This window comes from Demequina rhizosphaerae (assembly GCF_000971255.1).
Lineage (GTDB): Bacteria > Actinomycetota > Actinomycetes > Actinomycetales > Demequinaceae > Demequina > Demequina rhizosphaerae.
This window is the reverse complement of the sequence record NZ_BBMC01000002.1, coordinates 523,262-541,919: the sequence shown is the minus strand read 5'-3', so window position 1 is coordinate 541,919 and position 18,658 is coordinate 523,262. Positions and strand designations below refer to the sequence as shown.

Below are 18,658 nucleotides of genomic sequence, written 5' to 3'. Positions count from 1 at the left end.
TCGTCCCGCGGGGCCCCTGGGGGGACGATGCGCCCGGTAGGTTGAGGACATGGCCGGGCTTCAGCGCGAGGTGGGTGACATCGTCGGCGGCTACCGCGTGCTCGGGAGGCTCGGCTCGGGAGGCTCCGGCTCGGTGTACAAGGTGGCCGACGGGGCGGGGCACCAGGCGGCGCTCAAGCTCGTCGACGCGCGCCAGGACGAGGTGGCCGCCGCGCGGCTCGCGCGCGAGGTGCGCGCCCTCCAGTCGCTGCGCCATCCGGCGGTCCCGCACATCCTCGACGCGGAGCTCGACGAGGACGAGACGTTCGTGGTCTTCGAGCTCGTCGCTGGCGAGACGCTCTTCGACCACGTGCAGCGGCACGGGCCCCTCGCGGGCGACGCGCTCGCCGCCTTCGCGGACCGCACCGCCTCGGCGCTCGAGGCGGTCCACGCGGCCGGCGTCGTCCACCGCGATGTCACGCCGTCGAACGTGATGATGGGCCCCGAGGGCCCCGTCCTCATCGACTTCGGCCTCGCGCACCGGTCCGACGACGCGCGCCTCACGCGCGAGGGGCTGGTGAGCGGCACCCCCGGCTACGTCGCGCCCGAGGTGATCGACGGCGCCGAGCCCGGCGCGCAGGCCGACCGCTGGTCCTGGGCCGCGACCGTCGCCTTCGCGATGACCGGGCACGGGCCGTTCGGGTCCGGCTCCGGCGCGATCGGCCGCACGCTCGAAGACGACGTGACCCTGCCCGACGTGCCCGGGGCGCCCGCCCTGCGTGCCGCGCTCGGGCGCGACGTGTCCGCGCGGCCCGGCATGCGCGACATCGTCGCGGCCCTGCGGGGCGCCACCGTCGCGATGCCCGCGCTCCCGCCCACCGCCGTCGCGCCCACCGCGGTCATGGCCGAGGGCTGGCAGGACCCCGACGCGACCGCGGTGCTGCCCAGCGGAGAGCAGCGCGTCCCGGCGGCGCCCGCGGACGACGTCGAGCACCACTGGGTCGAGGAGCTCCCGTGGGAGGAGGAGGGCGACGAGCACCTCGACGAGGGCGAGCACGAGCCCGAGGTCTGCCCCGTCGTCCCGCGCCGCCGGCTGCTGCTCGCGCTCGCGGCGCTCGTGGTCGTGGCCGCCGCGCCGCTCGCACCCACCCTGTCCTTCCTCGTCATGGCCGCGGTCGCCATCCTCGCGCGCGGCGTGTGGCGCCGCTCGGTCGCGATCCGCGCCGCCGAGGCCAAGCGTGGGCGCCGACGCACCTCCGACACGGTGGTGCAGACCATCGGGCTGCCGTGGCACACGCTGCGCGCCGCCGCGGAGGCGGTGCCCGCGATCCTCACCTCCGCCGCGCTCGGCATCGGCGCCGGGGCGGGCGCGTGGTGGCTCGTGTCGTCCGGGAACGTGGTCGGCGCATCGTCCGACGCCCAGTACTACGGCCACGCCGGGGCGCTCGCACTTGGCGCGCTCGTCGCGGTGGTCGCGATGGCGTACGGGCCCTTCATGACGGGCACGCGCGAGGGCGCCCACCGGATGGCGGCCGCGGTGTCGCCGACGGGCGGGCTGCGGGCCGCGTGGACCCTCGTGGCGCTCACGGCGATCCTGGTCGCCGCGATCGGCGTCTACGTGCAGCTCGCGCCGTGGTGGTGGCCGCTGCCGGATCTCGCGGTCGGCTGAGCGCGCGGGCCGGAACCGTCCGCCGTGTCGGGACGTTGGGCGGGCAGGCGGCACGCGGTGCCGGGGGTACCGTGGGCGTGCGCGAGACGAGGAGAGCGACGATGAGCACCGAGGCGATCCAGGCCGAGAGCGAGGCGCCCGCCGGGCGATGGACGACGGTCCAGCAGTGGTTGAGCCTCGTCGTGCGCGTCGCGATGGCCGTCATCCTCATCGCGGCCGCCCTGCCCAAGATGCTCGACATCCCGCAGTCGATCATCGCCGTGCGCGCCTACCGGATCCTGCCCGAGGCCGTCGTGCCGCTCGTGGGCACGATGCTCCCGTTCGTCGAGCTCCTGCTCGCCGTCTTCCTTCTGGCAGGCCTCTTCACGCGGCTGTCCGCGATCGTGTGGCTCGTCATGATGGCCGGCTTCGTCACCGGCGTGATCTGGGCGTGGGCGCACGGGTTGAGCATCGACTGCGGCTGCTTCGGCGGCGGCGGCGACGTGGCCGAGGGCACCACCAACTATCCGATGCACATGCTCGAACGCGCCGGCTTCATCGCGCTGGGCACGTACCTGCTCATCTGGCCGCGTTCGCGCTTCTCGGCCGACGCGTGGATGCGGGCGGCGTGACGCGCATCGTCTAGATTTCTGCTGACCCCGACTTACGAACCCCTGGAGAGATCCATGTCCGCCAAGAACACCAAGGGCGACGCGCGCGCGGCCGCCAAGGCCAAGGCGCAGGCGCAGGTGCGCGCCCAGGAGCGCCGCACGACCATGATGATCATCGCGGGCTCCGTGGTGGGCCTCGCGCTCTTCGCGGGCCTCATCTTCTTCATCGTCAACCAGAGCAAGGTGCCCGAGCTCGGCGCCGAGGGTGCGACCGCCCCCGCGGCGGCTGACGCGACCGGCGGCATCCCGGTGGGCACCGGCGGGGTCGTGGGCGAGGACGTCCCGACCGACGTCACCCGCGTCGACGTCTACCTCGACTTCATGTGCCCGATCTGCGGCACCTTCGAGGCCATCAACTCCGAGGACCTCGACGAGCTGCGCGAGTCCGGCGAGATCGCGCTGTACTACCACCCGATCTCGATCCTCGACCGCTTCAGCTCGGGCACCGAGTTCTCGACCCGCTCCGCGGGCGCCGCGGGCGTGGTCGCCGACCAGGCGCCGGAGTACTTCAACGACTTCATGGCGACGATGTTCGCCAACCAGCCCGAGGAGAACACGACCGGCCTGTCCGACGACGAGATCGCCGACCTCGCCAGCCTCGTGGGCATCCCGGACGACGTGGTCGCGAACCTCGACAACACCGACTTCAAGAAGTGGGCCACCGCGGCGACGCAGCAGGCCTCGGTCGACGGCATGCAGGGCACCCCGACGGTGCGCGTGTCCGAGACCGGCGACTTCGCGGACGGCGCGATCCTCGAGGACGTCAACTACTTCGAGGAGGGCGTCCTCAAGGAGTACCTCCAGAGCCTCGGCTCCTAGCCCGAGCCGCACGAGCGCCGCATCGCCCCCGGGTGGTGCGGCGCTCGCGCGTCCGGGGCGTGGTGGCCGCCCGGTATCCTGGCCGCCGCAGGCTGGCATGGCGCAATCGGTAGCGCAGCGCTCTTGTAAAGCGAAGGTTGCGGGTTCGAGTCCCGCTGCCAGCTCCACTCCCTCCGGGGCAGCCCCACCCGCCGTCCCGGCCGGACAAAGGCGGGGCGGGTCAGAACAGCGCGTCGCCCGCGGGCGTGCCCCAGCGGATCGGCTCGGCGCCCTGCTCCTCGAGCATCCGGTTGACCCGTGAGAACGGCCGCGAGCCGAAGAAGCCGCGCGACGCGCTCAGCGGGCTCGGATGGGCCGACTCGACGCGCGGCACGTCCCCGAGCAGCGGCCCCAGCGCCTGCGCGTCCCGCCCCCACAGGATCGCCACGAGCGGCCCGCCGCGCTCGGCCAGCGCCTCGATCGCGAGCCGCGTGATCTCCTCCCACCCGCGCCGGCGATGCGAGCCCGTCTCGCCCGGCCGCACGGTGAGCACGCGGTTGAGCAGCATGACGCCCTGGTCGTGCCAGTGCGTGAGGTCGCCGGACGTCAGCTCCTCGCCGGTGTCGTCGCGCAGCTCGCGCGCGACGTTGACCAGCGAGCGCGGCATCGGGTGCCCGGGCGGCACCGAGAAGCTCAGCCCCACCGGGTCGCCGGGCGTCGGGTACGGGTCCTGCCCGACCAGCAGCACGCGCACGTCCGCGAGCGGCAGCGTGAAGGCCCGCAGGACCGCGTCGGGGGCGGGCAGGTAGCCGTGCCCCGCCTCGACCTCGTCGCGCAGGAAGTCGCCGAGGCCGGCCAGCGTCGGCTCCGCGGGAGAGAGGATCCCGACCCAATCGGGGGCCACCCGGGTGCGCCACGCATCGTCCACGCCGCCACCCTAGCGAGGGGACGATGCGCGGGCCCGGCCGGGGCGCCGCGTGCCTGTGCGGACGGCCGCGTGCGCGCGGTTAGGGTGGAGCCCACGACGAGAGGGGGACGGATGGACGCCGGTGCCGCAGCGGCGGTCGAGCAGGCCGCGCTGAGCGAGCGCGACGCCGACATCCTGTCCTTCGAGCGGGGCTGGTGGCGCTTCGCGGGTGCCAAGGAGGACGCCATCCGCGACCGCTTCGGTCTCACCGCGACGCAGTACTACCAGGTGCTCAACTCGCTCGTCGACGATCCCGCGGCGCTCGCCCACGACCCGGTGCTCGTGCAGCGGCTGCGCCGCATGCGTGCGCCGCGGGGCCGCGGCCGTGCGACCCGCACCCCGGACGCGTGACCTCCGACCGATAGGGTGTGCCCGTGACCGACGAGTATCCGCGAGACGAGTTCGACGAGATCGCCGAGAGCGGCGGGCCTGTGGGCGTGCACCGCTCGCCGCGCCCGTGGTGGTGGATCATCGTGGTCCCCGTCGTCGTGTTCGTCGTCGCCGGGCTGCTCGCCTTCGGCGTCGCGCGGTTCCTGTGGGACACCGGCAGCGGCTCGGAGTCGACCGCCACGCCGTCCGCGACGGCCACGGCCGAGCCGACCGAGTCCGCCTCCGCGACGGCCGAGCCGAGCGCCTCCGCCTCCGCGACCACCGAGCCCAGCGAGACCGCCGAGCCCGAGCCCAGCGAGACCGCCGAGCCCGAGCCCGTCATCTCGTACGACGCGCCGATCGCGGTCCTCAACGGCACCGGCGTCTCCGGCCTCGCGGGCGAGCAGGCGAGCATCCTCACCGACGCCGGCTTCACCGACGTGTCCGCCGCGAACCTCACCGGCTCGCCCTCCGCCAACGTCGTGATCTACGACAGCGAGGAGCGCGCCGACACCGCCCAGGAGGTCGCGGACCTGCTCGGCATCGACACGGTCGAGTTCGGCGACACCGAGACCCTCGCCGACATCGAGGTCCAGATCGTCTCGCAGTAGCGGGATCGCCCGGCCGCCGCATCGTGCCCGGTGCGGACGATGGGCGCCACGCCGTCGGCGAACAGACTCCACGGCGTTTGCACTCGACGGGGGAGAGTGCCAGAATCGGCGTTAGCACTCGCCCGGTGTGAGTGCTAAGAGACCTAGGGTTCTCCGCCGAGGTGCGGGGCACGGCGTGACAGGAACGCCGGGCTCCGCATCGTCCGTCGCGGGCGGTGGGGGACCGTCATCCATCGGAAGAGGTACTACCCCCATGGCAAAGATCATTGCCTTCGATGAGGAGGCCCGCCGCGGCATGGAGCGGGGCATGAACGCCCTCGCCGACGCCGTCAAGGTCACTCTTGGACCCAAGGGTCGCAACGTCGTGCTCGAGAAGAAGTGGGGCGCCCCCACCATCACGAACGACGGCGTCTCCATCGCCAAGGAGATCGAGCTCGAGGAGCCCTTCGAGAAGATCGGCGCCGAGCTCGTCAAGGAGGTCGCCAAGAAGACCGACGACGTCGCGGGTGACGGCACCACCACCGCGACCGTCCTCGCCCAGGCGCTGGTCACCCAGGGTCTGCGCAACGTCGCCGCCGGCGCCAACCCGATCGCCCTCAAGAAGGGCATCGAGAAGGCCGTCGAGGCCGTGACCGCCGAGCTGCTCAAGGCGGCCAAGGAGGTCGAGACCAAGGACGAGATCGCCGCGACCGCGGGCATCTCGGCCGGCGACCCCGCGATCGGCGAGCTCATCGCCGAGGCGATGGACAAGGTCGGCAAGGAGGGTGTCATCACCGTCGAGGAGTCCTCGGCTCTGGGCCTCGAGCTCGAGCTGACCGAGGGCATGCGCTTCGACAAGGGCTTCCTCTCGGCCTACTTCGTCACCGACCCGGAGCGCCAGGAGGCCGTCCTCGAGGACGCGTACATCCTGCTCGTCGAGTCGAAGATCAACTCGGTCAAGGACCTCGTGCCCGTGCTCGAGAAGGTCATGCAGACCGGGAAGCCGCTCATGATCATCGCCGAGGACGTCGAGTCCGAGGCCCTCGCGACCCTCGTCGTGAACAAGATTCGCGGCACCTTCAAGGCCGTCGCCGTCAAGGCGCCCGGCTTCGGCGACCGCCGCAAGGCGATGCTGCAGGACATGGCGATCCTCACCGGCGGTACGGTCATCTCGGAGTCGGTCGGCCTGTCGCTCGACAACGCCGGCCTCGAGCTCCTCGGCCAGGCCCGCAAGGTCGTCGTGACCAAGGACGAGACCACCATCGTCGAGGGCGTCGGCTCGCCGGAGCAGCTCGAGGGCCGCGTCCGTCAGATCCGCGCCGAGATCGACAACTCGGACTCGGACTACGACCGCGAGAAGCTCCAGGAGCGCCTCGCCAAGCTCGCCGGCGGCGTCGCCGTCATCAAGGCGGGCGCGGCCACCGAGGTCGAGCTCAAGGAGCGCAAGCACCGCATCGAGGACGCCGTCCGCAACGCGAAGGCCGCCGTCGAGGAGGGCATCGTCGCCGGTGGTGGCGTGGCCCTCATCCAGGCCGGCACCAACGCCTTCGGCTCGCTCGAGCTCGAGGGTGACGAGGCCACCGGCGCTCGCATCGTCGAGGTCGCCATCACCGCCCCGCTGCGCCAGATCGCGGTCAACGCGGGCCTCGAGGGCGGCGTCGTCGTGGAGAAGGTCAAGGGCCTCCCGGTCCACTTCGGCCTCAACGCGGCGACCGGCGAGTACGTCGACCTCCTCGCCGAGGGCGTCAACGACCCGGTCAAGGTGACCCGCTCGGCGCTGCAGAACGCCGCGTCGATCGCCGGCCTCTTCCTCACGACCGAGGCCGTCGTCGCCGACAAGCCCGAGCCCGAGCCGGCCATGCCGGCCGGTGGCGCGCCCGACATGGGCGGCATGGGCTTCTAAGCCCGTCTCGCGCTTCTCGCACGAAGCCAGAGCGAAGGCCCCCGTCCCCGGTTCGCCGGGGGCGGGGGCCTTCGTCGTGCGCGGGGACGATGCGGCGGTTGCCTAGAGCAGGGCGACCAGGCGCCCGCGCACCTCGCCGCGCTTGAGGCGCTCGATGCCCTCGGGGATCTCGTCGAAGCCGATGGTCGTCACCTGCGGCTGGACCGCGCCGGAGCCGAACAACGCGTAGACCTCGGCCACGTCCTCGAGCGTGCCGCCGTTCGAGCCCAGGATGCGCGCCTGCTTGAGGATGACGTCGCGCGTGTTGATCGTGGCCTCGAGGCGGCCCATGCCCACGACGACGATGGTGCCGTCGCGCCGGATCGCGTCCACCGCGCCGGCGGTGGTGGTGCCGAAGCCCGCGTAGTCGACCACGAGGTCGAAGTCGCCGCCCGCGAGCTCCGCGATGTCCTTGACGACCCGGGAGGCGCCGATCGCCTCCGCCAGCGGCCACACGTCCTCGTTGATCTCGACGGCGGTGACGTCGGCGCCCTTGACGACGGCGATGCGGGCGCCGATCTGACCGAGCCCGCCGAGCCCGATCACGGCGACCTTGTCGCCGGCCTTCACCCCGCCGATCGCGGCGATCGCGTGATAGGAGGTCATGCCGGCGTCGGTGCCCGCCGCGGCGAGCTCGAAGGGAAGGCCTTCCGGCATGCGGACCAGGTCGACGGCGGGGACGCGGTGGAGCGGGGCGAAGCCGCCGTCGCGGCCGTAGCCCGGCGCCACGCCGGAGCCGCCGGTGGGGCAGACGCCCACGCGGTCGCCGACCGCGTAGCCCTCGACGCCCTGCCCGACGGCGGTGACGACGCCGGCGATCTCGTGCCCCATCGTCACGGGCAGGACCGGAAGCAGGGCGAGCCAGCCCTCGTCCTCGAGGACGCCCACGTCCGAGTGGCACAGACCGGCCGCCTTGACCTCGAGCACGACCTCGCCGGGTCCGGGCTCGGGGTCGGGGACCTCGTTGAGCGCGAGCGGCTGGTGCGTGCCGGTGAACTGCCATGCCTGCATGGCGTCTCCTCTCCTCGGGTGCGCGAGGCGGAGCACGGCCGTCGTGCGCCTCGTCGCGTCACGTGAACCTCCAGACTATTGACACATGTCAATTAGCGCTAGGGGTGGGAGTGGGGCTGGGCCTGCGGGTGAGGGTGGGGAGGGTGCTGGGTCGAGCGCGAGGGCGCGTGTGCGTCAGCCCGCGCGCCGCTGCGCCGCCGTGACCCGCAGCCCCGACGCGCGCAGCCGGCGGATCAGCTCCCGCGTCGACACCTCGACCGCGCCGAGCGCCACCAGCGCCTCGCGCCGCTCCTCGGGGTAGTCGTAGTGGTCGCGGTCGAACGCCCGCGGCGGGATCCCGGCCCGGGCGGCGAAGGCGTGCAGCTCCTCCAAAGAGTCGTCCGAGACGAGGTGACCCCAGACGCGCCCGTGGTTGGGCCACAGCGGCGGGTCGAGGAGGATCATCCCTCGAGACTAGGCGTCGCCCACCTCCGCTCGGGCGGTCACCGCGCGAACAGCCGCGACGCCGTCGCCTCCGCCTCCTCGTAGGACCGCGCCGCGTGGGCGAGCGCGGTGGTGATGGCGTCGAGCGCGGTCTCGACGTGGGTCTGGGCCCCGCGCCACTGCTCGCGCACGTCCGCGAAGGCCGCGGCGGCGGAGCCCTGCCAGGTGGAGTCGAGGCCCACGAGCTGGGCCATGAGCGCCGCGACCTCGGCGCGGATCGCGTCCGCCGAGCGGGCCGCGCGGGCGGAGGCGGCCGAGACCTCGGCCGCGTCGACGTGGTACTGCATCGTTCCTCCTCGGTGCCGGTGGTCCTGCCGGTGCACCGAGGCTAGGCAGCCGCAACCGTGTCGGAGGGGCACCCGTCCGCGAGGAGGGGAGAGGTCAGCTGGCGTCCGCGGTCGGGGACATCGCCGCGATCTTCTTGTCGAGGCGCGCGGCCTCGGCGGCGAGGTTCTGGCGGGCCTGCGACTCCCACGTGGCGCCCAGCGGCGTCGTGTAGAGCCTGTTGCGCGCGAGCAGCTTGCCCACGATCGCGCGGCGGCTGCGCAGGAACCGGTCGTCCGGCACCTCCGCGTACTCCTCGCGCACGTCCGCGAGGTACGTCTTGTAGCGCTGCGGGTCCGCGGCCAGGATCGCCAGGTCCGCGTCCGACAGCACCTGCGCGTCGGGGGTGTCCGGCGTCGCCGAGTGGCGCGACAGCCCCTTCACCATCTCCGCGACGGCGTCGATCTTCGCGTCCGGCACGCCCAGGTCCCGCAGCTCGAGCCGCGCGAACTCCGCGCTCGCGTCCTCGTCCTCGCCGCCGCGCTGCGCGTACGCCGCCTCGGAGTCGGACGAGAACACCGCACCGTGGTACCAGGCGGCGAGCCTCACGCAATGGGGCAGGCGCGTCTCCTGCTGGAGCTCGTCCACGCGCGTGAGCAGCTCGACGAGGTGGCGGACGTCGTGGAAGCGGCGGGCCGGGTTCTCCCAGCGGCGCAGCAGGCGCGCGCCCGCCTCCGCAATGTCGTCCTCGGGCACGGCAGCCCCCACCGCGACCGCCTCCCTCACGAAGGCGGGCAGCAACCATGCCGGCGTCGTGGCCGTGGACATCTTCACCTCGACTGTTTCGGGGACTCCCAACCCCTCCAGTCTGCCCACATCACCCCTCCCCGCGCAAAGAGCGCTCTCGCGAGTCCCCGAGGCCGCGCATCGTCTCCGTGTGAACGTGCCTCAAACGGCGCATCGTCCCGCGGCACGATGCGCCCCTCCGGGCGTGCGCCGGGGCCCGCCGTCGCACGGTCCGGCTAGAATCGTTCGGGGCACCGAGCCGCGGTGCCCGCATGACGAACGAGGTAGATGTGCCCACTGGAAAGGTGAAGTGGTTCGACTCCGACAAGGGGTTCGGATTCATCGCGAGCGAGGACGGCTCGGAGGTCTTCCTCCACGCCTCGGCCCTGCCCGCCGGCACCACCGTGAAGCCGGGCGCGAAGGTCGACTACTCGGTGGCCGACGGCCGCCGCGGTCCCTCCGCCCTCAACGTCACCGTGCTCGAGCCGGCGCCGTCCGTCGCGGCGAACCAGCGCATGCCCGCGGACCAGATGACCGTGATCGTCGAGGACCTCATCAAGATGCTCGACGGCGTCTCGAACACGCTCCGCAAGGGCCGCTACCCCGAGCCCGCCAAGGGCAAGCAGGTGGCCGCCGTGCTGCGTGCCGTCGCGGACCAGCTGGACGTCTGATGGCCAAGGACGCCGTGCTCGTCGAGGCCGTCGAGACCGCCCGCGACGCCGCCGTGGAGACGGCGGGCGACGCGGGTCTCGTCGGCGACCACCTCCGCGCCGTCGTCGAGGAGGACCGCCTCGTCACGCACCTCTTCGCGTGCACGATGCCCGGCTACCGCGGCTGGGTCTGGTCCGTCACCGTCGCGCGCGCGCCGCGCCAGAAGGCGGCCACCGTGTGCGAGGCGCACCTCGTGCCCGCGGACGATGCGCTGCTCGCCCCGGTCTGGGTGCCGTGGGCGGACCGCGTGCGCCCCGGCGACCTCGAGCCCTCGATGGTGCTGCCGTACATCCCCGACGACGCGCGCCTCGTGCAGGGCTTCGAGTCCGCCGGCGACGAGGACGAGGACCGTCTCGCCAACTGGGAGCTCGGCCTGGGCCGCCCGCGCGTGCTCGGCCCCGAAGGCCGCGCCGACGTCGCCGACCGCTGGTACCGCGGCTCGCACGGCCCCACCGCGGCCTCGGCGATCGCCTCGGCCTCGCCGTGCTCGACCTGCGCCTTCTTCATCCCGCTCGCGGGCTCGATGCGCATGCGCTTCGGCGCGTGCTCGAACGAGTGGTCGCCGGACGACGGCCGCGTCGTGAGCGTCGACCACGGCTGCGGCGCCCACTCCGAGACCGACGTCGAGCGCGGCGCCACCCAGTGGCCCGAGACCGACCCGGTCTTCGAGAACGAGGTGGCCGTCGAGCTCGACATGACGGTCGAGCCGGAGCCGGAGCCGGAGCCGGAAGCAGAGGCCGAGGCTGAGGCTGAGGTGGAGGCCGCCGACGAGGCACCCGCCGACGCCGAGCCGCAGGATGAGGCTCAGGACGATGCGGCGGAGGCTCCCGCGGGGGACGTCGCCGAGCCGGAGACCCAGGAGGCTCCCATCGAGGAGACCCCGGCCGCGGAGGCGGAGTCCGCGGACGTCGCCGAGGCGGAGGCTGAGGCTCCCGCCGAGGAGACCCCGGCCGCGGAGGTGGAGTCCGCGGACGTCGCCGAGCCGGAGGCCGAGGCCACCGTCGAGGAGACCGTGACGGACGAGGCTCCCGTCGAGACCGACGCCGAGGAGCGCCAGGCTGACTGAGGCCGGCGCCCCGGCGTCACGGAGACGGGTCGCGCGCACCCTGGCGGCGCGCGTCTACGTCCCCACCTTCATCGCGGAGATCGGCATCGGCGCGATGCTGCCCGTGCTCGCGCTCAGCGTGATCGACATGGGCCACACCGCCGCGTTCGGCTCGCTCGCGGTGGTCGCCTACCAGCTGGGTCGCATGCCCGGCTCGGCGCTCGGCGGCGGGCTCGCCCACCGCATCGGCTCCGCGCACGCGGCGCTGGTGACGCTCGGCGTGATCGCCCTCGGCTCGGTCATCGCGGCCCTCGCCCCCGGCCTCGCCGTGTTCATGGTCGGCGCGGTGCTCGTCGGGCTCGGCCACGCGTCGTACCACGTGGCCCGCCAGGACCAGATCCTGGGCGTCATCTCCTCGACCTTCATCGCGCGCTCGCTCACCTCGCTCGCGGGCGTGTGGCGCATCTCCAACTTCGTGGGCCCGCTCCTCGGCGCGGGACTCATCGCGATCTGGGGCGTCGACGCCATCTACTGGCTCGGCTTCGTCTGCATCCTGATGGCGATGGCGGTGCTGGCGGCCGTCGGCATGCGAGGCGACCGCCGCATCGTCCGCCCCGACCACCGCGTCTCCCTCCTGGAGGTCGCACGCGAGCAGCGCCACACCCTCACCACCCTCGGCCTCACGGTCGTCGCGACGGGCGCGCTGCGCCAGGCCCGCATCGCGGTCATCCCGCTGTGGGCGTCGCACGTGGGGCTCAGCCCGGAGGTCGCGACGCTGGTGTTCTCGATCTCCGCGGGGATCGACATGCTCCTCTTCTACCCGGCGGGCCTCACGATGGACCGGCGCGGGCGGCTGTGGACCGCCATCCCGTCGTCGCTGCTGCTCGCCGCGGGCTTCATCGCGCTGCCGTTCACCGACGGCGTCGCGCAGGTCACCGCGGCCGCGCTCATCCTCGGCATCGGGAACGGCTGGGGATCGGGCCTCATCATGACGCTCGGCGCGGACGTCGCTCCCGAGCACGGCCGCTCGGTCTTCACCGGCATCTGGATGATCCTCCAGGACATCGGCGGGCTCGCCGGCCCGGCGCTCGTGTCGCTCGGCGCGGTGATCGCGCTGCCGGTGGGCTTCTTCGCGGTCGGCGGCATCGGGCTCGCCACCACGGGAGGCTTCCTCGCGTGGGTGCCGCGCACGCGGCCCGCCCACCACCACGAGATCGACTAGCGGAAGTTCTCCGTCGCGTACCAGGTGGTGCCGTCCTCGGTCACGGCGGCGCCCGCGCCCATCTGCGTGTAGGCGGGGTTCATGAGGTTGGCGCAGTGCCCGGGCGAGTAGACCCAGTTGGCGTGCAGCTTGCCCATCGCGCTCGACTCCCCGAGGCCCGTCGACCGGTACACGACGCCCACGTTCTCGGCGCCGGGACGGTTCGGGTTGTGGGCGAGCGCGTCGGCGAGCGCGGCCGTGCCGGAGTCCTGCGCGGCCATCTGCTGCGACCAGCCCGTCGCGGCCGAGGCGAGATCCGAGGACCAGGTGAGCGGTGCGATGCCGAGCTTGGCCCGCTCCGCGTTGGTCGCCGCGAGCAGACCGCTCACGCTCGACGCCGACGACGGGGCCTTCGGGTTCGCGCAGTAGGAGGTGTAGCTCACCGTGGGCGCGGTGGTCGAGGCGCTCGAGGTCGCGCCGGAGGAGGCGGACGTGCCCGACGAGGCGCCCGCGGGCGCGGTCGTCGTCGCCGGGGACGATGCGGGGGTCACCACGGGCTCCGGCTCGGGCTCCGGGACGGTCACCTTGACGCGGCGCAGGTCGGAGGCGTCGTCCGCGGAGTCGGACGCGCGGATGGACGCGACCGGCTCGGCCCGGACGGGCTCGACGACGGGCGAGACGTCCTGGGCGTAGGACGCGGTGGCGGGGACGAAGGAGTACGCCCCGGCCAGGGCGGTGGACGCCACGAGCACCGGCAGCCCACCGAGCAGGAGGGCCGGAGCGCGTCGACGACGTCGGCGGGTGCGCTCCAGCACATCCTGCATCTCGGTCATGTCAGCAATCTCTCCACGAGGTAGTCCATGCACTGCACCAGCGACTCGACGTCCTCGGGATCCACGGCGGGGTAGACGCCGACGCGGACCTGGTTGCGGCCGAGCTTCCTGTACGGATCAATATCGACAACCCCTTGAGCGCGGAGGTGCCGGCGGAGCTCGGCGCTGTCGACGCGCGGGTGCAGATCGATGGTCGCAACCACGGGGGAGCGCAGGCCAGGGTCTGTGACGAAGGCCTCAGCCCACTCGGTGCGCGCGGCCCAGTCGTAGAGGGTCCCCGACGACCGCGCGGAGCGTCCCGCGGCGAAGCCGAGGCCGCCGCCCGCGAGCATCCACTCGAGCTGCGCGCGCATCATCACCAGCGTCGCGACGGCCGGGGTGTTGAGGGTCTGGTCGGCGCGCGAGTTGTCGAGCGCGACCTTGAGCGACAGCGACTCGGGGATCCACCGCCCGCTCGCGGCGATCTCCTCGATCCGCGCGATCGCGGCGGGCGACACGATCGCGAGCCACAGCCCGCCGTCCGACGCGAAGCTCTTCTGCGGCGCGAAGTAGTAGACGTCCGCCTGCGCGATGTCGACCTCGATGCCGCCCGCCGCGGAGGTCGCGTCGACCACGGTGAGCGCGTCGCGGATCCCGGCCGGCCGCAGCACGGGCACGGCCACGCCGGTCGACGTCTCGTTGTGCGGCCACGCGTAGACGTCGATGCCGTCCTCGGCCTCGGGCAGCACGGCCGCGCCGCCGGGGGCGGTGCGGATGGACGATGCGCCGAGGTGGGGGGCGAGGTCCGTCGCCTTCGCGAACTTCGAGCCGAACTCGCCGAACGCGCAGTGCTGCGCCCGCTCGCGCACGAGCGAGAACGCCGCGGCGTCCCAGAACATCGTCGAGCCGCCGTTGCCGAGGATCACCTCGTAGCCCTCGGGGAGGGCGTAGAGCTCGCCGAGCATGGCCCGGACGTCGCGCACGAGGCCCTTGACCGGCGCCTGCCGATGGGAGGTGCCGAGGACGCCCGGCTGGCTGTCCACCAGGGCCTTCAGCTGCGCGTCGCTCACCTTCGAGGGACCCGATCCGAAGCGCCCGTCGCGGGGCAGCAGGGCATCGGGGATGGCGATGATGTCCGTCATGGCATCACTGTAATGGCGGCCTGCTGGCATCATTACGGGCGTGTACCGCCTTCAGCCTGCCCTTCAGAACTACGCGTGGGGGATGACCGAGGTCCTCGAGGACCTGGTCGGACTCCCGCGCTCCGGCGCGCCCGTCGCGGAGGCGTGGTGGGGGGCCCACTCCTCGGCGCCCGCGCTCGCGACCGCCGCGCACCACGACGGCGCCGACGAGGCGGGGCTCCACGCGGGCGACTCGCTCCCGCTCGACGAGCTGATCTCGCGCATCCCCGAGGCGATGCTCGGCTCGGAGCTCGCGGGCCGCTGGGAGCGGCTGCCGTACCTGCTCAAGGTGCTCGCGATCGCGAAGCCGCTGTCGCTGCAGGTGCACCCGACGCTCGACCAGGCCGAGGCGGGCTTCAAGGACGAGGACTCCCGCGGCATCCCGGCCGATGCGCCGACCCGCACGTTCAAGGACCGTTCGCACAAGCCCGAGATGATCGTCGCGCTTACGCCGATGACGCTGCTCGCCGGCTTCCGCCCCGCCAACGCGGTGGCGCAGGACCTCGTGTGGCTGGGCCAGCCGTGCACGCGCCGCTGGGCGGAGGAGCTCGCGAACGCCACCGAGCCGACCGTCGCGCTGGGCGAGTACATCCAGAAGGTGCTGCGCGACCCCGAGGCCCCCGCGGCGCTCGAGGCGCTCGTCGAGGTCGGCGGCCGCTCCGGCGTGCCCGAGTCGCTCGCGGTCGCCTCCGCGGCCGCCCTCGAGTTCCCCGGCGACCCCGGTGCGCTCGTCGCGATCGCCCTCAACGTCGTGCGCCTCGCGCCCGGTCAGGCCTGCTTCACCACGGCCGGCGTCATCCACTCGTACCAGTCGGGCGTGGGCGTCGAGATCATGGCGAACTCCGACAACGTGGTGCGCGCGGGCCTCACGCCCAAGCCGGTCGACATCGACCTGCTCGTCGAGCTCACCGACGGCACGCCGACCCCACCGCCGCGGGTGCTCGTCGAGCGCGAGGGCGCGGTCACGCGCTTCCCCACGCCCGTCGACGAGTTCGCCCTCTCCATGGTCGAGCGCGGGTCTGCGGCCTTCGCCCCCGGCCCGCGCATCGTGCTCGCGGTCGATGGCACCGCATCGGTCCACGGCGAGCGCGGCAGCGTGTCGCTCTCGCGCGGCGAGGCCGTGTTCGTCCCGTACGGCGACGGACGTCTCGTCGTCGACGCCGTCGGGTCGACATTCGTGGTGGAGGTGCCGGTCACGGAGGCCTAGTCCGGGCCGCTAGCCTGGCCGCATGTCATTGCGCATCTCCGTTTTCGGTACCGGTTATCTGGGGGCCACGCACGCGGCCGGTATGGCGGAGCTCGGTCACGAGGTGGTCGGTGTCGATATCGACCCGGCCAAGATCGAGCGCCTTCAGCGAGGCGAGGTCCCCTTCTACGAGCCCGGGCTGCCCGAGCTCCTGAGGAAGCACGTCGAGTCGGGCCGCCTGCGGTTCACCACGGACGCGGCCGAGGCGGCCGAGTTCGCCGACGTCCACTTCATCGGCGTCGGCACGCCGCAGAAGAAGGGGTCGTACGCGGCGGACATGACGTTCGTCGACTCGGTCATCGAGACGCTCGCGCCGCTGATCACTCGCCCGGCGGTCATCCTCGGCAAGTCGACGGTGCCGGTGGGCACCGCGGCGCGGCTCGCGGAGCGCGTCCGCGAGCTGTCGCCGGTGGGTGAGGACGCGCAGCTGGGCTGGAATCCCGAGTTCCTGCGCGAGGGCTTCGCGGTCGAGGACACGTTGCGGCCCGACCGCCTCGTCATCGGCGTCGACAAGGACCGCCCGGGCCGGATCGAGGAGGTCGCGCGCGAGGTCTACGCCGACGCGATCTCGCGCGCGACGCCGTTCCTCGTGACCGACCTCGCAACCGCGGAGCTGGTCAAGGTGAGCGCCAACGCGTTCCTCGCGACCAAGATCTCCTTCATCAACGCCATCGCCGAGGTCTGCGAGGCCACCGGCGCCGACGTCGTCGAGCTCGCGGACGCGATCGGCCACGACGCCCGCATCGGCCGCAAGTTCCTGGGCGCGGGCATGGGCTTCGGCGGCGGCTGCCTGCCCAAGGACATCCGCGCGTTCATGGCGCGCGCGGGCGAGCTGGGCGTCGACCAGGCGCTCACGTTCCTGCGCGAGGTCGACGACGTCAACATGCGTCGACGCCAGCACGTCATCGGGCTCGTCGAGGGCGAGCTCAACGGCCGGCTCCGGGGCGGGAAGGTCGCGGTGCTCGGCGCCGCCTTCAAGCCCGAGTCGGATGACATCCGGGACTCGCCGGCCCTCGACGTGGCCGGCCGCCTGCACCTCGAGGGCGCCGACGTGCGCGTGTTCGACCCCGAGGCCATGGAGAACGCGGCACGGATGTGGCCGACGCTCACGTTCGCGGAGAGCGCGATCGAGGCGGTCAAGGATGCCGAGGTCGTGGTCGTCGCGACCGAGTGGAAGGAGTTCCGCTCGCTCGACCCGCACGCGGTGGCGGACCTCGTCGCCAGCAAGGTCGTCATCGATGGCCGCAACTGCCTGCCTGCGGAGCAGTGGATCGACGCCGGCTGGCGCTACATCGGACTAGGACGCCACGCATCCTGAACGGGGGCTTGTCATGAGCGACCTCATCGACACGACGGAGATGTACCTCCGCACCATCTACGAGCTGCGAGAGGACGGCGTGACGCCCATGCGCGCGCGCCTCGCGGAGCACCTGGGCCACGCCGGACCCACGGTGTCCCAGACGATCGCCCGGATGGAGCGCGACGGCCTCGTCGTCGTGACGCAGGACCGCCACCTCGAGCTGACGGCCGAGGGCGAGGCGCTCGCGATGCGGGTGATGCGCAAGCATCGCCTCGCCGAGCGCCTCCTCACGGACGTCATCGGGCTCGACCTCGCTCACGTCCACGACGAGGCCTGCCGGTGGGAGCACGTGATGAGCGAGCGCGTCGAGCGACGCCTGCTCGAGGTGCTCGACACGCCCACCGTGTCGCCCTACGGCAACCCCATCCCGGGGCTCGCGGAGCTGGGCGTCGAGGACGTCGGCGCATCGTCCGGCGAGCGCCGCCTGACGGACCTCGCGGACGACGGTGTGGCGCACGTCACACTCACCCGCATCGGGGAGCACCCGCAGGCGGACCTCCAGCTGCTCGGCGAGATGGTCGAGAACGGGGTCCTGCCAGGCGCGACGGTGGGCCTCTCGGGGACCCCGGAGACCATCGAGATCACCCTCGAGGGAAGGCGCGGCATCCTGGGCCGTGACCAGGCGCGCCACATCTTCGGCTTGCCTTCCTAGCGAACTTTGATAAATTTTCGATAACAACGAACGGCCATGACGGCATGGAGACCTCCTCCACGGCGCCCCGACCAAGACGAAACGCTCGAAGATGACGCGAGCGCTGAGGGTGCAGAAACAACGACGCGCACGGGGCGCGGAAGGAACGAAAACACATTGAAGTACGGATACATGCGCGCCAAGACGCGCGCGGTGGCCGCCGCCACGGGCGCAGCGCTCGTGGTGGTCCCCCTCACCGGGGCCGCCGCTGCAGCCTTGGTCACCGATGAGTCCGCCGACTCCGGTGCCCGCCTCGACGCCTCCGCGTACACGACCTACAGCAACGACATCGCGGACATCCCCGAGGTCACCACGGCCTCGAAGAAGAAGGACGCGTACACGATCGACACCCCGACCGTGAAGGTCAAGGTGCCGCCGCCGCCGGAGCCCGAGCCGGAGCCCGTCGTCGAGGAGACCACGACCTACGAGTCGACCACCTCTTCGGACACCACCTCCACCGGCGCCTCCACCGTGTCGAGCGTCCAGTCCACGACCCCCTCGGCCGACGTCCAGGCCGCGATCTCCGGCTCCGCCGTGATCGCCGAGGCCTCGAAGTACGTGGGCGTGCCCTACGTCTCCGGCGGCTCGACGCCCTCCGGCTTCGACTGCTCGGGCTTCGTGTCCTACGTGTACGGCCAGCTCGGCATCTCGCTGCCGCGTTCCTCGAGCTCGTACTGGTCGGTGGGCACGCGCGTGTCCTCGCCGCAGCCGGGCGACATCATCGTCACGCCGGGCCACGTCGCGATCTACGCGGGCCCGAACCTGCAGATCGACGCCGCGACCCCGGGCACGACCATCCAGTTCCGCGCGATCTGGCAGTCGAACCCGACCTACGTCCGCGTCACCTGATCGCATCCGCGTCGCGAGGGCCGTCACCGCAAGGTGGCGGCCCTCGCTGCGTCT

20 protein-coding genes and 1 tRNA gene are annotated in these 18,658 nt (G+C 72.7%); 14 read left to right on the top strand and 7 right to left on the bottom strand.

Features of this window, described 5'->3' with window-relative positions:
* Positions 1-49: 49 nt before the first annotated feature.
* The 4 genes from AOM07_RS02665 (at position 50) to AOM07_RS02650 (ending at position 3,284) form a co-directional block, all read left to right on the top strand.
* On the top strand, positions 50-1,648 hold the full coding sequence (locus AOM07_RS02665; protein ID WP_062311126.1) for a serine/threonine-protein kinase: 1,599 nt from the start codon (positions 50-52) through the stop codon (positions 1,646-1,648).
* A 101-nt stretch (positions 1,649-1,749) separates the two neighbouring features.
* Positions 1,750-2,259 carry a DoxX family protein gene (locus AOM07_RS02660; protein ID WP_084830030.1) on the top strand — a complete coding sequence of 170 codons (510 nt, stop codon included), beginning with the start codon at positions 1,750-1,752 and terminating at the stop codon, positions 2,257-2,259.
* A 54-nt stretch (positions 2,260-2,313) separates the two neighbouring features.
* Positions 2,314-3,117, top strand: coding sequence for a DsbA family protein (locus AOM07_RS02655; protein WP_062311124.1), 804 nt, complete (start codon positions 2,314-2,316; stop codon positions 3,115-3,117).
* Between the two features lie 91 nt (positions 3,118-3,208).
* A tRNA-Thr gene (locus AOM07_RS02650) sits at positions 3,209-3,284 on the top strand.
* Positions 3,285-3,337: 53 nt separating this feature from the next.
* On the opposite strand, the gene AOM07_RS02645 is transcribed toward AOM07_RS02650, so the two are convergent.
* A complete protein-coding gene (locus AOM07_RS02645) occupies positions 3,338-4,024 on the bottom strand; it encodes a uracil-DNA glycosylase (protein ID WP_062311122.1) in 687 nt (228 codons plus the stop codon).
* A gap of 111 nt (positions 4,025-4,135) precedes the next feature.
* On the opposite strand from AOM07_RS02645, the gene AOM07_RS02640 reads away from it, so the two are divergent.
* The 3 genes from AOM07_RS02640 to groL all read left to right on the top strand — a co-directional run bounded on the left by AOM07_RS02640 (position 4,136) and on the right by groL (position 6,925).
* Positions 4,136-4,414: a DUF3263 domain-containing protein gene (locus AOM07_RS02640; RefSeq protein ID WP_062311120.1), complete on the top strand. Its 279-nt coding sequence runs from the start codon at positions 4,136-4,138 to the stop codon at positions 4,412-4,414.
* Between the two features lie 23 nt (positions 4,415-4,437).
* The gene (locus tag AOM07_RS02635; protein ID WP_062311118.1) at positions 4,438-5,043 is read left to right on the top strand and encodes a LytR C-terminal domain-containing protein; all 606 of its coding nucleotides are present in this window, start codon (positions 4,438-4,440) and stop codon (positions 5,041-5,043) included.
* Positions 5,044-5,296: 253 nt separating this feature from the next.
* Positions 5,297-6,925 (top strand): chaperonin GroEL, encoded by a 1,629-nt coding sequence (gene groL / locus AOM07_RS02630; RefSeq protein WP_062311115.1) that lies wholly within the window; start codon positions 5,297-5,299, stop codon positions 6,923-6,925.
* Between the two features lie 102 nt (positions 6,926-7,027).
* On the opposite strand, the gene AOM07_RS02625 is transcribed toward groL, so the two are convergent.
* The 4 genes from AOM07_RS02625 to AOM07_RS02610 form a co-directional block, all read right to left on the bottom strand.
* The gene (locus AOM07_RS02625; protein WP_062311113.1) at positions 7,028-7,975 is read right to left on the bottom strand and encodes a zinc-binding dehydrogenase; all 948 of its coding nucleotides are present in this window, start codon (positions 7,973-7,975) and stop codon (positions 7,028-7,030) included.
* 174 nt (positions 7,976-8,149) lie between these two features.
* Positions 8,150-8,419 (bottom strand): DUF4031 domain-containing protein, encoded by a 270-nt coding sequence (locus tag AOM07_RS02620; protein WP_062311111.1) that lies wholly within the window; start codon positions 8,417-8,419, stop codon positions 8,150-8,152.
* Positions 8,420-8,457: 38 nt separating this feature from the next.
* Positions 8,458-8,745, bottom strand: a complete 288-nt coding sequence (locus AOM07_RS02615; protein ID WP_062311109.1) for a WXG100 family type VII secretion target — start codon at positions 8,743-8,745, stop codon at positions 8,458-8,460.
* Positions 8,746-8,839: 94 nt separating this feature from the next.
* Positions 8,840-9,550 carry an HD domain-containing protein gene (locus AOM07_RS02610; protein ID WP_156171748.1) on the bottom strand — a complete coding sequence of 237 codons (711 nt, stop codon included), beginning with the start codon at positions 9,548-9,550 and terminating at the stop codon, positions 8,840-8,842.
* A gap of 248 nt (positions 9,551-9,798) precedes the next feature.
* Here AOM07_RS02610 and AOM07_RS02605 point away from each other — a divergent pair, with 248 nt between their 5' ends.
* From AOM07_RS02605 to AOM07_RS02595, 3 genes are read left to right on the top strand one after another with little or no spacing between them, the layout of a single operon-like run.
* Positions 9,799-10,179 carry a cold-shock protein gene (locus tag AOM07_RS02605; protein ID WP_062311105.1) on the top strand — a complete coding sequence of 127 codons (381 nt, stop codon included), beginning with the start codon at positions 9,799-9,801 and terminating at the stop codon, positions 10,177-10,179.
* Complete coding sequence (locus tag AOM07_RS02600) at positions 10,179-11,285, top strand: DUF3027 domain-containing protein (protein ID WP_084830029.1); 1,107 nt, start codon at positions 10,179-10,181, stop codon at positions 11,283-11,285. Before AOM07_RS02605 ends, AOM07_RS02600 begins: the two co-directional genes overlap by 1 nt.
* Positions 11,278-12,486, top strand: coding sequence for an MFS transporter (locus AOM07_RS02595; RefSeq protein ID WP_369401195.1), 1,209 nt, complete (start codon positions 11,278-11,280; stop codon positions 12,484-12,486). Before AOM07_RS02600 ends, AOM07_RS02595 begins: the two co-directional genes overlap by 8 nt.
* Here the strand turns inward: AOM07_RS02595 and AOM07_RS02590 are convergent.
* Both AOM07_RS02590 and serC read right to left on the bottom strand, forming a co-directional pair.
* Positions 12,483-13,298: a CAP domain-containing protein gene (locus AOM07_RS02590; protein WP_062311100.1), complete on the bottom strand. Its 816-nt coding sequence runs from the start codon at positions 13,296-13,298 to the stop codon at positions 12,483-12,485. The genes AOM07_RS02595 and AOM07_RS02590 overlap by 4 nt on opposite strands.
* Positions 13,295-14,419: a phosphoserine transaminase gene (serC, locus tag AOM07_RS02585; protein ID WP_062311098.1), complete on the bottom strand. Its 1,125-nt coding sequence runs from the start codon at positions 14,417-14,419 to the stop codon at positions 13,295-13,297. Before serC ends, AOM07_RS02590 begins: the two co-directional genes overlap by 4 nt.
* Positions 14,420-14,459: 40 nt before the next feature.
* Between serC and manA the strand changes: the two genes are divergently transcribed.
* From manA to AOM07_RS15175, 4 genes are all read left to right on the top strand, one after another.
* Positions 14,460-15,665, top strand: a complete 1,206-nt coding sequence (gene manA / locus AOM07_RS02580; RefSeq protein WP_156171747.1) for a mannose-6-phosphate isomerase, class I — start codon at positions 14,460-14,462, stop codon at positions 15,663-15,665.
* Positions 15,666-15,687: 22 nt separating this feature from the next.
* On the top strand, positions 15,688-17,022 hold the full coding sequence (locus tag AOM07_RS02575; RefSeq protein ID WP_174441904.1) for a UDP-glucose dehydrogenase family protein: 1,335 nt from the start codon (positions 15,688-15,690) through the stop codon (positions 17,020-17,022).
* Positions 17,023-17,035: 13 nt separating this feature from the next.
* Entirely contained in the window at positions 17,036-17,716 is a 681-nt protein-coding gene (locus tag AOM07_RS02570; RefSeq protein ID WP_062311091.1) for a metal-dependent transcriptional regulator, read from the top strand.
* Positions 17,717-17,887: 171 nt separating this feature from the next.
* The gene (locus AOM07_RS15175) at positions 17,888-18,604 is read left to right on the top strand and encodes a C40 family peptidase (protein ID WP_062311089.1); all 717 of its coding nucleotides are present in this window, start codon (positions 17,888-17,890) and stop codon (positions 18,602-18,604) included.
* The last annotated feature ends 54 nt before the right edge of the window (positions 18,605-18,658 follow it).